General features: G+C 61.3%; 13 protein-coding genes. 4 read left to right on the forward strand and 9 right to left on the reverse strand.

From position 1 onward, the window contains the following. Positions 1-7 precede the first annotated feature (7 nt). A complete protein-coding gene (gene polA / locus O3A94_03410; protein ID MDA1355297.1) occupies positions 8-2,788 on the reverse strand; it encodes a DNA polymerase I in 2,781 nt (926 codons plus the stop codon). A gap of 93 nt (positions 2,789-2,881) precedes the next feature. Between polA and O3A94_03415 the strand changes: the two genes are divergently transcribed. Further along, positions 2,882-4,072 carry an MFS transporter gene (locus O3A94_03415; protein MDA1355298.1) on the forward strand — a complete coding sequence of 397 codons (1,191 nt, stop codon included), beginning with the start codon at positions 2,882-2,884 and terminating at the stop codon, positions 4,070-4,072. A gap of 12 nt (positions 4,073-4,084) precedes the next feature. On the opposite strand, the gene O3A94_03420 is transcribed toward O3A94_03415, so the two are convergent. Further along, on the reverse strand, positions 4,085-4,264 hold the full coding sequence (locus O3A94_03420) for a zinc-finger domain-containing protein (GenBank protein MDA1355299.1): 180 nt from the start codon (positions 4,262-4,264) through the stop codon (positions 4,085-4,087). Between the two features lie 109 nt (positions 4,265-4,373). On the opposite strand from O3A94_03420, the gene O3A94_03425 reads away from it, so the two are divergent. Both O3A94_03425 and O3A94_03430 read left to right on the forward strand, forming a co-directional pair. Continuing rightward, entirely contained in the window at positions 4,374-5,429 is a 1,056-nt protein-coding gene (locus tag O3A94_03425; GenBank protein ID MDA1355300.1) for an ABC transporter ATP-binding protein, read from the forward strand. Between the two features lie 31 nt (positions 5,430-5,460). Further along, positions 5,461-6,363 carry an MBL fold metallo-hydrolase gene (locus tag O3A94_03430; protein ID MDA1355301.1) on the forward strand — a complete coding sequence of 301 codons (903 nt, stop codon included), beginning with the start codon at positions 5,461-5,463 and terminating at the stop codon, positions 6,361-6,363. 13 nt (positions 6,364-6,376) lie between these two features. Here the strand turns inward: O3A94_03430 and O3A94_03435 are convergent, their stop codons facing one another. The 6 genes from O3A94_03435 to O3A94_03460 are packed head-to-tail and all read right to left on the reverse strand — an operon-like array spanning position 6,377 to position 16,207. After that, positions 6,377-7,936: an FAD-dependent oxidoreductase gene (locus O3A94_03435; protein ID MDA1355302.1), complete on the reverse strand. Its 1,560-nt coding sequence runs from the start codon at positions 7,934-7,936 to the stop codon at positions 6,377-6,379. A 10-nt stretch (positions 7,937-7,946) separates the two neighbouring features. Beyond that, complete coding sequence (locus O3A94_03440) at positions 7,947-9,500, reverse strand: MFS transporter (GenBank protein ID MDA1355303.1); 1,554 nt, start codon at positions 9,498-9,500, stop codon at positions 7,947-7,949. Then, positions 9,497-10,783 (reverse strand): nickel-dependent lactate racemase, encoded by a 1,287-nt coding sequence (gene larA, locus O3A94_03445; GenBank protein MDA1355304.1) that lies wholly within the window; start codon positions 10,781-10,783, stop codon positions 9,497-9,499. The genes O3A94_03440 and larA overlap by 4 nt, the downstream gene beginning before the upstream one ends. Before the next feature lie 57 nt (positions 10,784-10,840). Further along, positions 10,841-13,372: an FAD-dependent oxidoreductase gene (locus O3A94_03450; protein MDA1355305.1), complete on the reverse strand. Its 2,532-nt coding sequence runs from the start codon at positions 13,370-13,372 to the stop codon at positions 10,841-10,843. A 1-nt stretch (position 13,373) separates the two neighbouring features. Then, entirely contained in the window at positions 13,374-15,326 is a 1,953-nt protein-coding gene (locus O3A94_03455) for a glutamate synthase-related protein (GenBank protein MDA1355306.1), read from the reverse strand. Further along, complete coding sequence (locus O3A94_03460) at positions 15,308-16,207, reverse strand: class II glutamine amidotransferase (GenBank protein ID MDA1355307.1); 900 nt, start codon at positions 16,205-16,207, stop codon at positions 15,308-15,310. Before O3A94_03460 ends, O3A94_03455 begins: the two co-directional genes overlap by 19 nt. Positions 16,208-16,423: 216 nt before the next feature. On the opposite strand from O3A94_03460, the gene O3A94_03465 reads away from it, so the two are divergent. After that, the gene (locus O3A94_03465; GenBank protein MDA1355308.1) at positions 16,424-17,209 is read left to right on the forward strand and encodes a glucose 1-dehydrogenase; all 786 of its coding nucleotides are present in this window, start codon (positions 16,424-16,426) and stop codon (positions 17,207-17,209) included. A 60-nt stretch (positions 17,210-17,269) separates the two neighbouring features. On the opposite strand, the gene O3A94_03470 is transcribed toward O3A94_03465, so the two are convergent. Next, the gene (locus O3A94_03470; GenBank protein ID MDA1355309.1) at positions 17,270-17,734 is read right to left on the reverse strand and encodes a hypothetical protein; all 465 of its coding nucleotides are present in this window, start codon (positions 17,732-17,734) and stop codon (positions 17,270-17,272) included. Positions 17,735-17,852: the final 118 nt, after the last annotated feature.

Below are 17,852 nucleotides of genomic sequence, written 5' to 3' on the forward strand. Positions count from 1 at the left end.
AACCGCCCTAGTGCGCTTCGGCCCAATTGTCGGCGGCGCCGGTGTCGACAATGAGCGGCACGTCGAGATGCGCGGCACCGGACATCACGCGCCGCGCCACCTCTGCGGTGGCGTCGATTTCGTCGTTGGGTACCTCGAAGATCAGCTCGTCATGCACTTGTAGCAGCATGCGCGCCTTGAGCCCGGCTTCGGTCAGCGCCTGCTCCATGACGATCATCGCGCGCTTGATGATATCGGCGGCAGTGCCCTGAATCGGTGCGTTGATGGCGGCGCGCTCGGAAAAGCCGCGATGTGCCGGGTTCTTTTCGTTGATGCCAGGCAGGTTGCAACGGCGGCCAAACAGCGTCGTGACGTAGCCCGCCTCGTGCGCCTCCTTCTTGGTGCGCTCCATATAATCTTTGATACCGGGATAGCGTTCGAAATATGCCTCGATATAGGCTTTGGCCTCACCCTGTGCGATGCCGAGCTGGCGTGCGAGTCCGAACGGGCTAATGCCGTAAACGATGCCGAAATTGATCGCTTTGGCGGAGCGCCGAACCATCGGGTCCATGCCTTCGAGCGGCACGCCAAAGACCTGACTGGCGGTCAACGCGTGGATGTCGACACCCTCGTGAAACGCCTGCTTCAGCGTATCGACGCCGGCGATATGGGCGAGGATGCGGAGCTCGATCTGCGAATAATCGGCGCTCAATAGCAGATGGCCCTTTTCGGCGACGAAGGCGCGGCGGATGTTGCGACCTTCTTCCGTGCGCACCGGGATGTTCTGCAAATTAGGGTCGTTCGAAGAGAGCCGCCCAGTGCTCGCGCCAGTCATTGAATAGGAGGTGTGAACGCGCCCGGTATCGGGATTGATATGTTGCAGCAGCGCATCCGTGTAGGTGCTCTTGAGTTTGCTGAGCTGCCGCCAATCGAGCACGCGGGCTGGGAAATCATGACCTTGCGCGACCAGGCCATCGAGCACGTCGGCGCCGGTCGCGTAGGCGCCCGATTTTCCCTTCTTACCGCCCTGCAGACTCATTTCCTCGAACAGGATTTCGCCCAGCTGCTTGGGTGAGCCGATGGCAAATGTCCGCCCGGCGAGACGATGAATTTCCTCCTCCAACACGGCGATGCGCTGGGCAAAATCCTCCGACAGGCGAGCCAGCGCCGCCCGCTCTACCTTAATTCCAGCGCTCTCCATGCGCGCCAGGACCGGTGCCAGCGGGCGTTCCAAGCGCTCATAGACGGTCACCATATGCTCTTGTACGAGGCGCGGCTTCAGCAACTGATGCAGGCGAAGCGTGATATCCGCGTCCTCGGCGGCATAATCGCAGGCGTTTGCGAGCGGCACCTGATCGAAGGTGATCTTGTTCTTACCGGTGCCAGCAACCTCTTTGAAAGGAATTGGCGCGTGGTCGAGATGAAGCTTCGACAGCTCGTCCATGCCATGGCCGTGCAGGCCGCCATCGAGGACGTAGGAGAGCAGCATGGAATCGTCGATCGGCGCGATCGCCATGCCGTGGCGCGCCATGATGCGCATGTCATATTTAATGTTCTGGCCGATCTTAAGAACAGCGGGGTCTTCAAGCAGCGGCTTTAGCGCGGCAAGCGCTTCGGCCAGGGGAATCTGGGTCATGGTATTGGCGTCCGCCAGCAGGTCGGGCGCGCGGTGGGCGAGTGGCACATAACACGCCTCGCCCGCCTGGATGGAGAGCGAAAATCCGACCAGATCGGCGCGCCCGGCATCAAGCGACGTGGTTTCGGTATCGAACGCTACCGTGCCGGCGTCGCGCGCACGGTCGATCCAGGTCTGAAGCGCGTCGATTGACTGCACCAGGCTGTAATCACTTTCCGTCGGCGGCATCGGCTTTTTTTCCGCCGCGCCGCCGCTCAGGCCGAGTTGGCTGCCGATGCGCGTGATGGCGGCGGTGAAGCCCTGTTCCTTCAAAAATGCCATCAAGACGTCGGGCTCGACATCACGCCTGCCTAGGTTCGCGAGCGGCTCCAAATCCGGTACGTCCTGATCGAGCGTTACCAACTGGCGCGAGATTCGCGCTTGGTCGGCAAAATCGAGCAAATTCTGCCGCCGTTTGGGCTGTTTGATTTCCCCGGCGCGCGCCAGCAGCGTATCCAGATCGCCATATTCATTGATCAGCTCCGCCGCGGTCTTGACGCCGATGCCGGGCACACCGGGTACATTGTCCGAGGAATCGCCGGCCAACGCTTGCACGTCGATGACCTTGTTGGGGCCGACGCCGAATTTTTCGCGCACGCCGTCGGCGCCGATCTCGCGGTTTTTGAAATGGTCGAGCAGCACCACCTGGTGATCCAAGACCAACTGCATCAAATCCTTGTCTGACGAGACGATGGTGACCCGCATGCCGGCTTCGCACGCGAGCCGGGTATAGGTGGCGATCAAATCGTCGGCCTCATAGCCGCGCATTTCCAGCGATGGCACGTTGAACGCGCGCGTGGCTTCGCGCACGAGATCGAACTGCGGGATCAACTCATCCGGTGGCGGCGGCCGATGTGCTTTGTATTCCGGGTAGATATCGCTGCGGAACGTCTTGCGCGCGGTATCGAAAATGACGGCGAAGTATGACGCCTCGCTGTCGCGCAGTACCTTCCACAGCATATTGGTGAAACCAAGCACGGCATTGACCGGTGTGCCGTCGGGGCGGGTGAGCGGCGGCAGGCCGTGAAAGGCGCGGAATATAAAGCCCGAACCATCGATCAAGACGATATGGTCGCCGCCTGCGCGAGCGTTTACGCTTGCCTCGTCTGAAGCGTCTTCCTGTTTCGCGTTCATTCGGTTCTCCGCCTGCCTTGTCGGTTGTGCCAAGCTTGTCCTGGCCGGGCGCTTCTCTCACTATGCCACGCCCGAGCAGATAGAATCCAACTTATGCCGCCCTCCCAGACAGCCCCGCCGCCGCTCAATATGGCCGTCCGCCTGGCCGTCTTTTATGGCGGTTATTTTCTCGTCGGTGGCGTGCTGTTTCCGTTTTGGCCGCTGCTCCTCGAAGCGCGTGGGCTGCCGGCTGGACAGATCGGCTTGGTGCTGGCGCTGGCGCTATGGTTGCGCGCCGCCGCCGGACCTGTCGTCGCCTGGCAGGCCGACCGCTCGGGCGCACCGAAGAAGACGCTTATCGCCTGCGCGGCCGCAGCCTTGGCGGTGATGCCCGCGTTCTACTGGGCGGCCGGATTTTGGCCGCTGTTGCTCGCCACGTTCGCCTTTTTCTTCGCCTATTCGAGCGTCGCGCCGTTGGCGGAGACGATCTCGCTCCGCACCGTCTCGGCGGAGCAAGGTTATGGCCGCGTGCGCCTCTGGGGATCGGTCTCGTTCGTGGTTGCGGCCATTGCCGGCGGCTTTTTACTTGATGCGCGCGGCGGCTTGCCGGCGTCGACCATCGTCACGCTATTGTTGGTCACGCTCGCGATTTTGCTCGTCGCCTCTCTTGCCCTGCCGCGCGCGTCGGCAGCAGGTGTGGCGCGCGGGCTAGCGCCGCTAAAAACCCTGCTTTCCAGCAAGCCTTTTGTGCTTTTTATTCTCGCCACCGCGATGATCCATGCGGCACACGGTGTCTATTACGGCTTTTCCACCATTCATTGGACATCCCAAGGCTACTCGCACCTAACAGTCGGCCTCCTATGGGGTGAGAGCGTGGTGGCTGAAATTCTGCTCTTCGCATTTGGCGCGCCGGTTGTGCGCCGGTTGGGACCAATCGGGCTGATCGCGGTGGCGGCGGGGTTTGGCGCATTGCGCTGGGCGGTGCTGGCGCTCACCACTGAGCTTTGGATCGTGGCGCTGGTGCAGCTTCTGCACGCGGCGAGCTTTGGTGCCATGCATTTGGGCGCCATGTTGTTCATCACCCGCGCCGTGCCGGACGTTTATGCCAATTCGGCGCAAGGGCTTTTGGGTGGGCTCACCTATGGCGCGGGTCTTGGCGTCGGAATGCTGCTGGCCGGGTGGCTATACGGAATTATCGGTGCTGACGCTTACTGGGCAAATTCAGCGCTTTCGGCCCTCGCGGTACTGGTGACGCTATGGCTGGCAGTGGTCTGGCGCGGCAAGGTGATTGAGGCACGCGTCTGATGGCGAAGCGCCTTAAACCGGCTTCTTGCCGCCGCGAAGCACAAATTTTCGGTCACAATAGGGGCATTCGACTTCGCCCTGATTGCCCATATTGAGATAAACTCGGGGATGGCCGAGATCGCCGCCACCATTACAACTGACTTCAGTTTTGTCACTTTCGACCGTTTCCGGCGCTTCGATTGCTGTGCTCATGCTTTGCCCTTTCGGCACGGTCGAATTGACCCACCAACGCGGCGAATGATACCCATTCGGGCACGGTGATCAACACCGCGCGCAGGTCTTTTAAAAGGTGACTCCCGCAATGAGCCAACCGCAAAACGCGATCGAGGCAAAAGCCTTGCGCAAAGTCTATCGTCGGCGCGGCAGCGAAACGGTCGCGCTCCACGATCTTGACCTCAAAATTCCACGCGGCTCGTTTTTCGGCCTGCTCGGCCCCAACGGGGCTGGAAAATCCACCTTTATCAACATTCTCGCCGGGCTTACGAATAAGACGTCGGGCGATGTTACGGTGTGGGGCTTTGATCTTGTGCGCGAAACACGCGGCGCGAGGATTTCCATCGGCGTGGTGCCGCAGGAGCTTGTCCTCGATCCATATTTCACGGCACGCGAGGCTCTCGAAGCGCAAGCCGGCTATTTTGGCCTTCGTCATCACGAACGCCGCACCGCTGAGATTCTGGATACCGTTGGCTTGACGGCGCAGGCCGAGACCTACCCGCGCGCCCTCTCAGGCGGCATGCGCCGGCGCTTGATGGTGGCCAAAGCGCTGGTCCATTCGCCGCCGGTCGTCATCCTCGACGAACCCACGGCGGGCGTCGATGTGGAGCTGCGCCAACAGCTATGGTCGCATCTGAGAGAACTCAACGCGCGCGGCACAACGGTTGTCCTGACCACGCATTATCTCGAAGAGGCCGAGGCGCTGTGCGACACCATCGCTATCATCGACAAGGGCAAACTGATCGCTTGCGAGCCGACCGCCAGCCTTATTGAGCGCGTGGACGTCAAGGAACTGGTGATCATGAGCGCCGAGGATATGAGCGAAATTCCCGCCGGATTGGAAGGCTTCGAGACGGAGTTGCGCAGTCCCCGCCGCCTCGCCGTGCGCTACATGCGGAGCAAGACGGAAATTGGCCAATTGCTCGATGTGGTGCGCCAGGCCGGAGTGACGATCCGCGATCTTTCCACCGACGAGCCCGATCTGGAGGATGTTTTCCTGCATCTCACGGGATCCGGACGGGCCACGCCGCAGGACCCTGGCGATAGCGACCAGGGCAGCCATGGCGGCGGGCCCCGGGCGCAAGGCATTCCCGGCCGCCGAGGCCCGCCCGGCGAAGACCCTTCCCGCCCCGGCGGACTTTAGAGCCGTCACCGGCAACGCAGAGGACGCGCCCATGGCCACTGCCATACCCTTTCGCCGCGCACTGGAATTCAGCTATGGCGTCTCCGACACCTTGTCGCCTCTGGTCCGGCGCGTCATCGCAAATAATCCTAGCCCCTTTACCTTTCACGGCACCGGCACATACATCATCGGTCGCGGCGAAGTGGCGGTGATCGACGCCGGACCTGATTTGGATAGCCATGTCGACGCTCTGCTCGGCGCGCTTGAAGGTGAAACAGTGAGCCATTTGCTGGTGACCCATACCCATCGTGACCATTCACCGGCGACCCGTTATCTGAAGGCCGCAACCGGCGCCAAATCCTATGGCTTCGGTCCGCATGGCGGCGGACGCATGGGCGACGAAGTGGAGGAGGGCGGCGATCATGATTTCATGCCCGATGTCACGCTTGGCGACGGTGACATAATCCACGGCGCCGGCTGGACGATCGAGGCGCTGCATACGCCGGGCCATACCTCCAATCATCTCTGCTTCGCCTTGAAGGAAGAAAACACGTTGTTTTCCGGCGATCATGTGATGGGCTGGTCGACCACGGTGGTGTCGCCGCCGGATGGCGACATGGCGGATTACATGGCCTCGTTGGAGCGCCTTGGCGCCCGCCCGGAAACGTTGTTTTGGCCGACCCACGGCCCGGCGATCGAAGCACCCAGCGAATTCATCGCCGCCCTGATCGCCCATCGTAAAGTGCGCGAAGTGCAAATTTCAGATTGTCTGCAAGACGGCATCGCCCGCATACCCGACATGGTGCGCCGCATGTATGCAGACGTTGATCCGGTGCTCTACAGTGCCGCAGCACGCTCGGTGCTGGCCCATCTGATCCACATGGTACAAACAGACCGCGCCGTATGCGCCGGCGCGCCCACTGCCGCCAGCGAATTCACGCCGCCCGCCAAATAGGCCTCCGGCACCCTCAGTCGGAAGCGCCGTGCCACAAATGATTGTGCGCGACATGGGCGCGGTAGGCCGCCGCCTCGGCTTCGATGCGCGCCTCGTCCCAGCCCATTTCCGCCGCCACTTCGCGCGCAGCAGCCTCGGCCATCGGTGCCGCCATCGAAGCGGTCCAGCCATTGCCGCTGCGGCGGAATAAAAGATCGATAAGATCGGCCGGCATTTCATGCGCTGCGGCGTGGCGGAGATCAGCGAAGCTGGCTTCGGGCCATTCGTCGTCGATGGCGGGCGAGTTGGTATTTTCGGGAAATTTGCCGGCGGCGAAGCTGAGTACGCCGGGTGTGCCTGACGGCCGCACCCTCTTTGCGACACGCTGAGTCAAAAGCTCTCCAGCCGAGCGATGCGTCATGATCGGCCCGGCGGTCAGGGCGAACATATTGTCGAGGCCGTCGCTGGAAAGATCGTGTAGTTCACGGCTGCGCGCGCCTTTGGGCTGGGCCGGATCATAGGTCAGCGGGCGCACCCCGGCCCAGGCGAAAAGTAAATTCGCGCGCTTAAACTCCGCGCCCGGCAGCAAGTGATTGGCTTCGCCGAGCAGCCATTCGATTTCATCTTCTTCGGGGCGGATATCGTCGATGTCGCCGTCGTATAAAGTTTCCGTCGGGCCGACATAATGCAGGCCGCGCCACGGCACGCAGTAAATTGGCTCATTGTCCCGGTTCATGCTGGCGATGCCCTGATCCGCACATTCGGGCGGCAGACGGAACATGCAATGAATACCCTTGGTGCCGGTGATGCGCCGCCCCGTATTGGCGGACGCCATGTGATTCACCCGGTCTATCCAGATACCCGCCGTATTCACGATTGCGCGCGCCGTCACCGTGACTTCACCCGCCGCGCCGTCCGCCAATTTATCTGACAAGGTCAGGCGCCAGTCGCCGCCGGCCTCGCGCTCCAACCCGGTGAGCGCCGTATGGTTGCGCACCTCTGCCCCAAGGCGAACGGCATCGAGAATCGCATCCAGGGCGATGCGCTCAGGCCAGTCAAAACGATATTCGCGGAATTGGGCGATGCCTTTCAGCGCATCGATATCGCGCAGCCATTCAAGTAGCGGCTGCCGACGCGCCTCGGCGCGGCTGAGCCGGTGGTAATCAAGCGGCACGTCGTTTGGCCCCAACGCCTTTAGAATTCGAAAAGCGGCGTCGATCTGCCACGGCGCGTAGGGCGTCTCTTTGTAAATCGGGTAAGAAAATGTCATGGGACGCACGCGCTCGGAGGTTTCGCGCACCATCTGGCTGCGCGCCATCATCGCTTGGCGCGCCATGCCGAGCGCTTTCATCAGGCGGCGCGGGTGAAAGGCGAATTCCCAAGGCGAGGAGCCCGGCGCGAGATAGCGCAGACCACAATGCAGCAAGCGGCTCGAGCGGCTGGACGAGCCCGAGGCGAAATCATTCTGTTCTACCAACCGCGTGCGGAAGCCCGCCGCTGCCAGATGCTGGGCCGCGCTCGCGCCGTTGACGCCGGCGCCGATCACTGCAACGTCGAATTTCGCCCCTTGCAATTCGGTTAGCGGCTTTCGCATGATCGCCAGCTTACTGCTTTATAGCTTGCGACGGTATCGTCAAAGCGGCGACCACGGCGCTCAACAGAGCGATCGCGGCGGAAATCAATGCGACGGCGCGAAATCCGGCGACGAAGGAATCATCGATGGCGCTGCGCAACTGGGCTGCCAAATCCGCAGCAAGCGCCGGCGGCGTTTGCAGTCCCGCCAATTCGGGCATCCGCGTGCCGATCAGGGCTCGGCTTGCGTCATCCAGAGCTACGGATTTCAGCGCGGCCTCAAGATGCCCGGAAAATATTTCAAACATGACCACGCCGAAGACTGCTACAGCGATAAGCATGGCCACCCGTGAGGCGCTGTTGTTGACGCCTGAGGCGAGGCCGGCGCGGTTCGCCGGTACCGCCGCCATAACGACGATGGTCAATGGCGCAACCGCGATACCGAGCCCCAATCCAACCACCGCAAGGCCGGGAAAAAAACCGGACCAATAGCCGCTGTCGCTGCCGGGTAAGGCGAGCAGCGCAAATCCGAACGCGGCAATGGCGCCGCCGACAGCCAAGGGCAAGCGCTGGCCGAAGCGGGCAACCAGCCGCTGCGCACCGAGCGAGAATATGGCAATGGCCAGGATCAATGGCAGCAGTGCCGCGCCGGCCTCGGTTGCACTCCATCCCTGCACCTGCATCAGGTTGAAAGGCAGAAAAAACAGGCTGCCGCTCATGGCGCCATAAAGCAGGAAGGTCATGATGTTGGCGCCGGAAAAGGCGCGCGACCGAAACAATGCCAGAGGCAGCATTGGAAATGACGCGGTTTTTTGCCGGTAGATAAAAAGGAGGATGAGCACCGCCCCCGCCACCATCGACCCCCAGACGGCGCCAGCGGCGAAGCCGAGACGTGAAGATTCAAGCAATCCATACACAATGCCGCCGAGGCCGAGGGTAATGAGTCCAGCGCCGATCAGGTCGAGCTTGCGCGCTGCACTTTCGTCGCGACTTTCGGGAACGCCGGCATAAAGCACCGCTAGTAGGAAGGCGGAAATCGGCAAATTGATGAAAAACACCCAGCGCCACGATGCGATATCGACCAACACGCCGCCCAACAGCGGCCCGAGCGCGATCGCCAAGGTGGTAAACGAGGCCCATTGTCCGATGGCGCGGCCGCGCCGCGCTTCCGGGAAATGTGCGCTGAGAAGCGCCAAGCTACCGGGCACGACCAGGGCCGCGCCGACGCCCTGGACGGCGCGGGCGATGATCAGTTGCCCCATGTCCTCGGCCAGGCCGCACCAGGCCGAGGCAGCGGCAAAGATGAGGACGCCAATGGCGAACAACCGTTTGCGCCCGAGATGATCGCCGAGCACGCCGCCGACAAGAATGAGAGCGCCAAGCAGCAGCGCATAGGATTCGACGACCCATTGCAGGGCGGTGATATCGGCATCGAAGCCCTGTTGGATGGCGGGCAGCGCGACATTGACCGCGGTGGCGTCGATGATGGCGAGGCTGGAGCCGCTGACCGTCGCCGCAAGAACGCAGGCGTCGGCGAAGCGGCTATGGGACGGCGCGGTGTTCCCGGGCGGAAGAGACGCGCTCAACTCTCAGGCCGGTAGCGCGGAACCACATATGGCCCCTCCGGAATGACGGCCACCCGGTTGTCACCGGCCGCGGCTACCGCTTCGGCGACGGCCGCCGCCACCGAGGCGACGGGTATGACACCTGTCAGCCCGAACTCCGCTTCCGAAAGCCCGTCCGTATAGAGGCAAACCCGGCCGATGCGGAGTGGCTTGAGCAGCATTTCGGTCTGCCATTCATCGACGGCGGCATGGCTTTTGGCTTCGATATCGCGCAGGAATTGCTCGGCGCCATTTTCGATCAGGCGGCGCTGCGAGGCGACATACTCAGCCGAGCCCATGCCCTCTGAGCAGGCCGAGGCGATCACCAGGGTTCCGCCGGGCTCAAGGATATCCAAGGGACCAACCATGCCTTTGACGGTTTGATAATAGGTCTTGTCGAGGGGATAGCCCGCCGCGCTGGTAACCACCGTGCGAAAGCGCTCGGGCACACCGACTTCAGCATAGGCGCGGACATGTTCCACCGCCGCGAGATGGCTTTGCACAACTTCGCCAAAATTAATCAGGGAGATGCGCCGCGCTTCGTCGATCACCACATTCAGCGCGGTGGCGCCGCCCAACATCGCCATGATTTCGAGTTGTTCGGCGTGCAAGGGATTGCCGTCGAGAATGCAATTGTCGCAACCGGGCTGCTCCATGAACCGCGCGCTATGGAATGCCGTGATGGTCTCGGCATGGGCGACGCCCGGCGCGATCACCTTGCGCCCGCCCGACCAGCCGGCCATGAAATGCGGCTCTACCAGACCGGTAGCGATGCGCACATCGGCATTTACGAAACGCTTGTCGAGCTTCACGGCGGTACCGCTCCGCGTGCGGCCGAGCGAAACATGCGCGGCATCGTCGCGGGCAAAATGGTTCTCCACTCGAAAATTCTCAAGCACCCAAGGGTCGCCGACCAACTCGGCCAACTCGTCGCCCTCATTGGGACGATGCAGCCCGGTGGCGACGAGGATGGAGATATTGGCCTTGTCCAGGCCGGCGGCCAACAGGGCGCGCAAGAGCGGCGCCAGAAAGACGCCGTTCGGCACCGGCCGGGTGATATCGCAGATCAAAATGCAGGCCGTCGTGGCGCCTGCCGCCAGTTCGGCAAGTGGCGCGCCGCCGGCCGGATTGGCAAATGCCGCTTCGAGCGCCGCCACGGGATCGTTAAGGAGCGGCATCTCGGGCTTGCGAATGATTCTGACGTCAAGCGAGTCGGGCAACGACACAGAGAGTTGCGCCTTGCCGTAATTCAAGGAAATGTCCATGGCCGCAGTCTAGTCGATTATCGGCTTAGAGGATATCGCGCCCAGGAAACTCGGGTTCTAGAGCGTGCCGGCAAGCGGAACGCCGGTGGCCTCTGCGGTTGCGTTTGTGATGGCGCGTAAATCTTCCGGCTCGACGTTATGCAAATTTGTCTTGCCGGTGCAGCGCGCCATCATAGACGCCTCTTGTGCGCTGGCATTGAGGATATTGACGATCCCCTCGGCGCGTTCCGCATCGCTGCGGTTGGTGGAGAATTTCATCTCGTGATTGGCGCCGATCTCGCCGCCGGCCGCCAATCCCAAAGAAACACCAAGAATTACCGCCATGCCGCCCAGCGCCACCAGCTTGGCGGTATCGGTGCCGGAGCGCACACCGCCGAAATAGACCAAATCGATCTGTTCCTCGCGCCGCAAGCGCCTGAGGATGGTCACCGCATCGCGCATGATAGTGAGATCGGGCTCGCCGGAAAGCTCGGCCCAAGTTGCGCCGAGTCCGCGACTACCGTCGAGGAGAAGCACATCGAAGCCTTGCTCCAGGGCATAGGGAATCGCCTCTTCAAGCACGGCCGGTGAGGAAACCGATAGGCCGAGAAGCTGATCGTCGAACAGGCGCTCGGCTTTTACAGGCCGGAATTTGTGGCCCAAACAATGGATTTGTCCGACCGCGTCGGCGCTCGGTGGGATCTGATCGGGCATGACAAGTTGCAGCCAGGGCACGTCCCCTGAGATCGGGCGGATACCGACATAGGGGCAGCCTGCGCTGTGCAGTCCGTTGGCTACCGCGCGACGTACCTGATCAGGTGCGGCGTCGAATCCGGTGGCGAGAAACGGTCCCGCCATCTTCAGACGCCCGCCGCCGAGTTCAGTATCGATGCGGCACGCCTCGCGGTAGGGATCGATCACCAACCGGGTCAGATTAGCTGGCAGGAAGGTGAGGTCGTCGAGCGTGGCGAGGCGATCCTCGGGGAACGGATTGGCGCGCGGCGTCAAGCGGCGCGCCAACATCTTGGCATGCGCCTTCTCGTCGAGCGGATTGGTGCGCGCCATGGCGAAGATATCCTCGCGGTGCCGCACGGCGTAATCGGCGGTGCCGGTCTCGGCATCACAGCGGTAGCAGCGCGCCGCTTCTTTGCGCGCAGCTTCGTTGCCGTAAGTATCTTCGATCTCGGGAAATTCGATCGGCTTTTCGCCGAGGCCGTGGAATTCCGCTTCTTGGACCGGTAGTTTTTCCCACTCCAAATCCTGCGCCAATGGCACGCGCCGGGTGCGATAGGGTTGGCGATAGGGCATCGGTTTATCGTGGCCCTCAAGAAAGGCCTTCACGTAGTAGGCGGCGCGCTGGCCGTGATGCATCGCCATGACGATGGTCGAGCCGCCGAATGCGCCGTCGCCACAGGCAAACACCTGGGGGTCGTCGGTCCGCATGCTGTCCCAATCGGTGCGCACGCGGTCACTCAGCATCATGCCTTTTTCATCAAGATGGGCGCAGAGACCCTGCTGGCCGATTGAGGCGATGACCATGCCGCATTCGATTTCATGCTCGCTGCCGGGCACGTCCACCGGGCTGCGCCGGCCATCTTCATCGGGCTCGCCCGATTCGGTCTTGATACAGGTGAGCGACAGGTGATTGCCCTTGGTAGCGAGCGAGACCTGCTGCGTGTGATAGATAAATTCGATGCCTTCCTTGACAGCGCCTTCAAGCTCGATCGCGCGCGCCGGAATCTCATCCGGGCCGCGGCGGTAAATCACCTTCACGTGCTTGCAGCCCGGCAGCCGCTTGGCGACGCGGCAGGCATCCATGGCGACATCGCCGCCGCCGACGACGACGACGGTCTCCGGCATTTCCGGACGCGCACCGGCATTGATATCGCGCAGGAACTGCACGCCGTCGACAACCCGCGCATCCTCATCGCCTGGGATGCCCATGGTTTTACCCCACCACGAGCCAATCGCCAGCACCACTGCGTCGTGCCGGGTTTTCAATTGTTCCAGCGTGATGTCGTCGCCGAGCGCCGTATTCAAATGGAATTTGAGACCAGGGCACCGTTTGGTCAGCCGCTCGATATCCTCATTGATGATGCCGGGCGGCAGGCGGAACGCCGGAATGCCCCATATCATCATGCCGCCGAGGCGGTCGGTCATTTCATAGACATGCACTTCATACCCGGCGATCGAAAGATCATGCGCGGCGACCAGTCCAGCCGGCCCCGAGCCAACGACCGCGACAGTCTCTTTGCGCGTGACCGGCACGGGCGGCGGGTCGAGGCTGTTGCCCACTTCATCCATAACAAAGCGCTTGAGATTGCGGATTTGCAGCGGCCCGTCAGCCTGCACGCGGCGGCAAGCGGGCTCGCACGGCGCATCGCACACGCGTCCGCAAATAGAGCTGAACGGGTTGGTCGCCGTAATGGCCTCGAAGGCCTCGGCAAATTTGCGCTCCCAGATATAGGCGATATAGGACGGCGCGTCGGTGCCGACCGGGCAGGCCACTTGGCAGGGCGCCGGAACAAAATGCAGATCATCCGTGTCGTCCGGAAGTTCGGCCGGGAGGAGCATGTGGCCGCCCGCCCCGCCGGTACCCTTGGCCGCCATTTCAGACCGCCTCGACCAGGGCCTGGCGTTCGCGCAGGTCAGGGCGGTAGGGCAAACGCGTGATCGCCGCCGCTTCCGGGGTCAACGCCACGAGGTCGTCGCGGTTGAGCGATTTGACATCGTCATAGCCGAGCGCCTGGGTGAGCGCCGCAATCTGCCAGCGCACGCTTTCCAGGAAACGATGGATATTGTGCGCCTCGACTTCTGGGCGATAGCGTTTTTCATGCTCGGGGTCTTGCGTGGCGATGCCGGTGACGCACTGGCCGACATGGCACTGCATGCAGGAAATACATCCACCAGCGACGATGGTGGCGTTGCCGAAGGCGACCGCACTGGCGCCGAGACAGAGTGATTTGACCGCATCGACGCCATCCCGCAGGCCACCCATCAGAATGATCTGAATATCGCCCGCAGCGTCGATCTCGGCCAGGCCGTCAAGTGCGTCCATGATCGCCGAGATAGTGGGAATGCCGACATATTCCATGACTTCGGCGCCGCCCGCTCCGGTCGAGCCCTGCATGCCGTCGAGTTCGACAAAATCGAAACCGTCCTTATAGGCGATCTTAATGTCGTCGCGGATGCGCCCGGCGCCGAGTTTGACGCTTACCGGCAATTTATAGCCAGTCGCTTCGCGCAGCTCTTCGACTTTGATCAACAAATCATCGCCGCCCAAAATATCCGGATGGCGCGACGGCGAGCGCAAATCGATGCCTTGCGGGATGCCTCTGATTTCGGCTAATTCCTTGGTCACTTTTTTGGCCATTAGCTGACCGCCGAATCCCGGCTTAGCGCCCTGGCTGATATAGATTTCCAGCCCGTTGGCGCGCTTCATATCGTGGATGTTCCAGCCCAGGCGCCCCCCCAGACACTGGAAAATGAGCTGCTTGGCGGCGCCACGCTGGGCATCGCTCATGCCGCCCTCGCCGGTATTCTCTGCAATGCCAGCAAGCGTCGAGGCCATGCCGATGGCTTGTTTGGTGGAGCGGCTGAGCGCGCCATAGCTCATCGGCGCAATCATGACCGGCATGGAAAGGTCCAGCGGTGTGGCGCCGTGCTTGCCACCAATCAGGGTGTGCATCTCAACATTGGAAACCGGATTCGAAATATCGCTGAAGTCGGAAATATCCCGGGCAAAGGTAATGTCAGAGAGATGGGGCAATTCACGGGCGCCGCCATAACCGCGTACGCGATACCGCCCGATCTGCGATTTTATATGGATGTCTTCCTGGATTTTAGGGTTCCAGTAATCCGATTTTCCCGAGAAGGCGACGAACGGAATGCTGCGCATCTGCTGCTCGGAGGTCTTGTAGTGCAGCTTCTTACCTTCATTCACGATCTTCTGAAAACCGCCCTTGTAGGATATCTCGTAGCGCTCGAGAAAGGCCCGGATATCGTCGATCTCGGTGCCCTCAGAATCGCCCATTTTGGCGTCCGAGCCGAGCGATTGAACTTTGCCGCCGACGTAAATTTCGCCGCCCGCCATATCCTCACCGACGCGCTCGCCCGAATCGCCCAAAATGACGATGCGCCCGCCATACATCAGATAGCCGGCCATGAAATTGGCGTTACCGCCGCACAACAATGTGCCCGCCTTCATCACCTGTCCGGCGCGCGAACCCATATTGCCGCGAATGACGATCTCGGCGCCGCGAATCGCGACTCCGGCGATGGCGCTGGCATTGCCGCCTACGACGACGGAGCCCGAATACATATTATCGCCCAGTCCCCAACCGACATTGCTCTCAACCTCGAACCGGGCGGCGTCGCTCAATCCGGCGCAAAAATATCCGGCCGAGCCGTGCACGCGTACGGTCACGGCATCCGTCAATCCGACGCCGATATGATGGCGCGCGTCTGGATTGACGATGTCTATATCTTCGCCCTGGGCGCCATATTCACGAATTAGTTCGTTGGCTTGGCGAACGGTGATTTCCGCTAGGTCGATTTGGACCATGTGTCGTAGCTCCCTGGCGGGGGCTCCTTTGTATTCAGTGCTTGGCCTGGAAACAGGCGGTTGAGAGAAACTTCCTCGGACGCAATGACGATCAGATCGTCATTCTCGTACATCACCATCGGCTTGGCGGCGAGATGGTCTTTGGCGTAGCCGATTTCGTCCTTGGTCGAAACGAGAAAGGAAAATGTGCCGTCAAGATCTTCGATGGAGTCTTTCAACGCCTCGCGCAGTGGCACGCCGGTCGCCATCTTGTCGGCCAGATAAACCGCGATCAACTCGCTGTCATTATCAGTACGAAATTCGAAATCGCGCTGTTCAAGGCGGCGGCGCATTTTCCAGTAATTGGTGATCTGGCCGTTGTGGACGATGGCGACATCGGAAAATCCGGTAGCCCAGAAGGGATGCGCGGATTCGGGGCGGACATCGGATTCCGTCGCCAGGCGGACATGGCCGAGGCCGTGACTGCCCTTAAATTCATGCACGTGAAAGCGGTCGTCGACGTCATGTGCGCCACCTATATCTTTGACGATATCCAAACTCTGGCCAATGGAAATGACCTTGGCCTCAGGTGCGGCATGCTCCATCGCATAGGCAAAGCTGCGCAGATCACCGTCGAATTTCACCACCGCTTGGTAGGTATTGCCGACACGCCTGTCTTCGACGATTTCCGCGTCATGGGCCTCCAGCGCTGTCTTGATCAGCGCCTCGGATTCATTCGCCGCCGCGCCTTCGCCAACGAGGAAGCGCAGCTTCAATTCGTTCCGATGTTCTTCGCCATAGAGCGCGAAACCGGTCGAATCCCGGCCTCTGTGCTGACAGCCGTCAAGCATATCGACGAGGGCCACGCCCGTCTCATGATCGTTCCGACCATTTTTGAACATAATGCCGGCAATTCCGCACATAGTTTCCCCCGTCAGCGTAGTTGCGACGGCCACAGATTAGCCGCAACAGGTAATCTGTGCAATTGCCGATACGAAAATAAGTTTCCTCACATGAATTACGGATATGCGGATTAAACACTGCCTTTTTCACATATTTGGACAGTTCAGCGCTTATTCTAGCGTCAGTTGGCGCTACGAAACTGTGGGGATCGTGACATGAATTTTAGGACGGGTGATCGGGTGGTCGGCAAAATCGCTATTGTCAGCGGCGCCGCCGCAGGAATCGGGCGCGCCTGCGCACGCCGCCTTGCCCAGGAAGGCGCGCTCGTGTGCGTGAGTGATATTGATCAGGTGGAAGCTGAAACACTTGCCGCCGAGATTCGTGCTTGCGGCGGCGAGGCGCTCTCTCTGGCGCATGACGTCGCCGAGGAGGTGGATTGGCGCCGGGTGATCGACACAACGGTCGAGCGTTTCGGTGGCCTTAACATACTGGTCAATAATGCCGGCATCGCCTTCGCGGCCGGTCTTGAGGAGACCACCACTGAACAATGGCGCCGCATCATGGCGGTCAATGTCGACAGCGTGTTCTTCGGCTGCAAGTTCGCGCTTCCCGCCATGCGCGCGAGCGGCGGCGGTGCGATCGTCAATATGTCGTCAATTCTAGGATTGGTCGGCTCGCCGGTTCAGGCGGCCTATAACGCGACCAAGGGGGCGGTGCGCCTATTTACCAAAGGCGTGGCGCTGGAATGCGCTGAGGCCGGCTGGAACATCCGTGTCAATTCCGTGCACCCGGCTTATATTCGCACGCCGATGGTGGAGCGCTACGCCAAGAGCTGGGGTTCGCTCGAAAGCGGTCTCGTGGCGCTTGGCAAATTGCATCCCGCCGGGCGGGTCGGCGAAGCCGAAGAGGTGGCGAATGCCGTTCTCTATCTCGCGTCGGACGAGGCGAGTTTCGTTACCGGAACGGAGCTGGTGATCGACGGTGGCTACACCGCCGCCTAAACGCTACGAGAGCAAATTCCGAGCAGGTGGAATCACCTGAGGCGACGCATTTGAAATGCTCTAAGGTAAATAAATTACGCCGGTCTGGTAGTCCACCACATCGCCCGCTGCATCGACGGCGAAGTTCGACGTGATGATCCCCTTGGCGTTCTCGAACAGGCCGCTGCCGCCATCGACCGCCCAGACGATGCCGCCCTGCAAAAGGCCGGAATCGCCAACCGGGCCGAACTCGCCGCCGCCGACGGTGTCGAAATTGAGCACATTGCCATTGCCGAATGAGAGGGTACCCCACTCACGGAACTTCTTGCCCGGGCCGAGCGCGCCGCCATCATGCGCCTTAGACTTTGAATAGAACTCGGCCTTGGGTCCGGCCAAATCCTCGATGCGCGCGTCGACACCGTCGGCGCCGATCTCGGTGGTAACGCGCATACAGGGCGCGAACGATTGCGTGATCCAAAGCATCTCGCCATCGCTTTGCTGCTCGCCCCGGCCCTTAAATTCCATATTGTAAAGAATGCGGCGCATGGTCGACCTCTTCGTTGAATTCATTGCTATCCATGCCCAGTTGAGCATGGATATTTCGGTGGTTTCAATAGCGCGCCGGCCAGTCGATACTGACACGCGATAAAAATCATTGCGGGAG

The sequence above is a fragment of the Pseudomonadota bacterium genome (assembly GCA_027624955.1).
GTDB lineage: Bacteria > Pseudomonadota > Alphaproteobacteria > UBA828 > UBA828 > PTKB01.